Source organism: Pseudoalteromonas sp. SR45-5 (genome assembly GCF_014163565.1).
GTDB lineage: Bacteria > Pseudomonadota > Gammaproteobacteria > Enterobacterales > Alteromonadaceae > Pseudoalteromonas > Pseudoalteromonas distincta.
In genome coordinates this window covers 1-3449 of sequence record NZ_JACJDN010000445.1, presented here as the reverse complement: position 1 = coordinate 3449, position 3449 = coordinate 1, and the positions used below count along the sequence as shown (strand labels likewise).

At 37.3% G+C, this 3449-nt stretch carries 2 protein-coding genes; both read right to left on the bottom strand.

Annotated features, from left to right (window positions below; translation table 11 throughout):
• Positions 1-300: 300 nt before the first annotated feature.
• A complete protein-coding gene (locus H5072_RS14870) occupies positions 301-3111 on the bottom strand; it encodes a PAS domain-containing hybrid sensor histidine kinase/response regulator (RefSeq protein ID WP_182693957.1) in 2811 nt (936 codons plus the stop codon).
• Positions 3104-3449 (bottom strand): cysteine hydrolase family protein (locus tag H5072_RS14865; protein ID WP_182693956.1); only part of this gene is annotated, 346 nt, incomplete at its 5' end. The genes H5072_RS14865 and H5072_RS14870, both read right to left, overlap by 8 nt.

Here is a 3449-nt window from a genome sequence, read left to right as displayed (position 1 = left end):
ATAACCTAGCGGGATCGGTAACTGCTCCTGCGTTACCCTACTGACTTACATCGATGTAAGACCGAGCAAAGCTTCCGCGTTCTGCTCACGCCCCTTACCCCTTCCCTACATGCATGTTGGCAACAAAGAGTAAATAGCCCTTAGGAAGAAACCTTTGGGCAGCGCCTGTTTGGCATTAATGCTACGTTATCGCCCATTTATGGAAAATAACCACACTGCATAGGCTCAACTTTGCCTAAATACCAAACACACTGCTACAAACTTAACCCTAAACGTTTAACAAACCCTAGCCTTCATTGCTCAACTCAGCTTTTCCCACACTTGCGCTAAACGAGAGAGCTTTAAATGTTTAGATTCAATAACCTGCTCTGGGGCATATTTATCAAGTAATAAATAAAGTGTCTCACTTACAATTGGCTTAGCTAAATAGTCATTCATCCCCGCGTCTATAAATCGCTCTTTATCACCATGAATCGCATTTGCAGTGAGTGCTATTATGGGGGTGGTTATACCTAACTTTCTGATTGCTTTAGTTGCAGAAATCCCATCGAGTATTGGCATTTGGATATCCATAAAAATAATATCAATTTCACCGCTTTGCGCCTTTATTATTGCCTCTTGACCATCACTAACAATATGTACACGGCAACCTTTTTGTTCTAAAAACTGTCGAATTACAACTTGATTATTCGTATTATCTTCAGCAACTAATACCTTGGTTCCGCTTAACTGAGTTAACCCTAAGGGGCTTTCTAAAGTTTCTTTTTGCTCACGATTGGTAAATATAATATCCAAATGAAACAACTGCTCTTCTAATAAACTAATTGCCCGTAGTACATGCGATACTTTATAAGGGCCATTTAACCTAAGCTCTCTGTCGTTAATATTTTGCGGTAATAAGCTTTTACCTAGCAAATCTAGGATGAGTAAACACGGTGAATTAAGGGAGTTGTATGTATTTATACGCTCGCGTGTTTGGGCTAACATTTGAGGATCAGTTAGTACAATTGCATCAGGAAAACTATCGTACTTGGGTATATCTGGGCATACTTCGTAGTGTTCAAAAGTGATAGAAAACCGAGTGAGCGTATGCTCCAAGGCTGTTTTTAGAATTTCGTGACTTCCTACTATCCATACTTTTGGCTTTTTACTTCGTGCTGCAAACCCTTCTCTTAAAATTGAGTCAGTTGTGTCTATTTGCAGCGGGTAATTAACTATAAACTCGCTTCCTTTATTAAACTCAGAACTAACCGAAATATCTCCACCTACCACATCACAAATTTGCCTACATATCGCAAGCCCTAAGCCACTGCCACCATGCTTTCGAGTAATTGAATTATCGGATTGAATAAAAGGCATAAACATACTGTCAATTTTATTTTTTGCAATTCCCATACCCGTGTCTTTTACAGATATATAAAGGTTTAAATTATTACCTTCAATATGAGTGCACTTAACAGTAACCGTTATTACACCATGTTGAGTGAACTTAATCGCATTGGCTAATAAATTTATGACTATTTGTCTTATACGGGCATGATCACCAATTACTTGAGCTGGTACATCAGGATAAAAATCAAAAATAACCTCAAGCCCTTTTTGTAAAGCGCTTTGGGAAATTATATCTATTGCTTCTTCAATACACGTATCAATACTAAATGGCTGATTATTGAGTGTTATGGCTTGTGCTTCAAAACGTGAGTACGTTAATACATCGTCCAATACACTTAATAGCGCGTCAGAACTTGTTTTAATCATTTGTGTATAGCGCATTTGTTCAGAAGTTAAACCGGTATGATGCAAAATATCTGCAGATCCAATCACAGCATTTAATGGTGTGCGAATTTCATGACTAATATTTGCCATGAATCGGCTTTTTGACTCCGCTAGGGTTTCTGCCTGATGTTTAGCTTCAAGTAATATTTGCTCGCTTTCAATACGCTCTTGTATATCCACAAGTGTCGCAGCAATTGATGATAAATCACTTTCGTAGCCACCAACAATTGGAGTAAGTGTAATTTCGACCCAGTTATTTATACCTTGTGCATTAATTAAACGTATATCAAAGCGACGAATGTCACGCTTACCTTGTTTATAATCAAGTAAAGTGCTACTAATTTTTTCTACATCTTCTTTTGCTATAAACTTAATTATAGGTAAGCCAAGGCTCTCATCTACCTTGCTGTGTAGAACTCGCTGCCATGCTTGATTTATAAATAATAGATTGCCAAATGTATCAAGGCGTAAAACAATATCAGGGATATTATCAACGACAGAGTGATAATTATATTCTATCTCTGCCATTGCTTGTTCGGCTTTAACTCGCTGCGTAATATTAGTTTCTATAGCGATAAAGTGCTTTACTTGGCCTTCATCATCTCGCACTGGGTTTGCATCAATAGCAACCCAATAAATATTACCGTTTTTATCGTAATTTGTAGTTTCAACTTGAAAAGGAAGTCCATTTTTTACGGCATGAGACATGACCTTACGGCTTTTTTCACATGTTTTTGGCCCTTGCAGTAAATGACCAGGACTGGTGCCTATAACCTCATCACAGGTGTAACCTGTAAGTACTTCAAAACTATTGTTAACCCACTCAATTACGCCAAATTTATCTGTAATTATCACTAAGTTATTTGTATGGCTCGCAACAAGCGATAAGCGTTTTACATATTTTTGCTGTTGTGTAAGCAAAAGTTGTGAGTCTTTATGACGTTGAATGTCATAGAGTGAACCTATAAAACCGCTTTTTTCATCATAAACTAGCCTCAACTCAAACCAGTTTAAGAGTCCGTGACTATTTTTTATTTGTATTTCTACACTAGGAGTCTGCTTTCCTTCAAGCAAACAACAACTGTATGCAACAAAATGCATAATATCATCGCAATTCATTAACTTAGTAATATTAGAACCAATTAATGAATCGCTTGAGTAACCTAGTTTCTTCTCCCATGCTTCGTTAATATAGGTAAGATTTAAATGTTTATCACACTCAAAAATACATTCATCTAAAATAGCTAATAGCTTTGCTTGACGTCGATTACTATTGGAGAGCTTTTCGACCAATGCATATTGGATTTGCACTTGTAGTTCATCGTTGTTATCCATGCTCTCTCCAATGCTTAATAAAAGTTTTACTATCACAAACTCGCGCATAAAGAGGAAAAACCTCTTCACAGTAAAAAGTTTGTTCAAAAGGAGTGCGACTCGATGTACAGTCACTTAAAATAGTGACGTTAAAACCAAGTTCAACAGCCGTTCGCGCAGTTGAGTCAATACAAATAGAAGTCACCGTACCGGCTAAAATTACATTAGTGACACCATGTTCTTTGAGCTTTTGCGCTAGAGCAGTATGTGTAAAAGCATTTAAACCTCTTTTCCCAGGCACCACTTCTATAACATTGCTAAAAAAATCTAGCTGCTCAATGGTTTGAGCGCCGTACGAA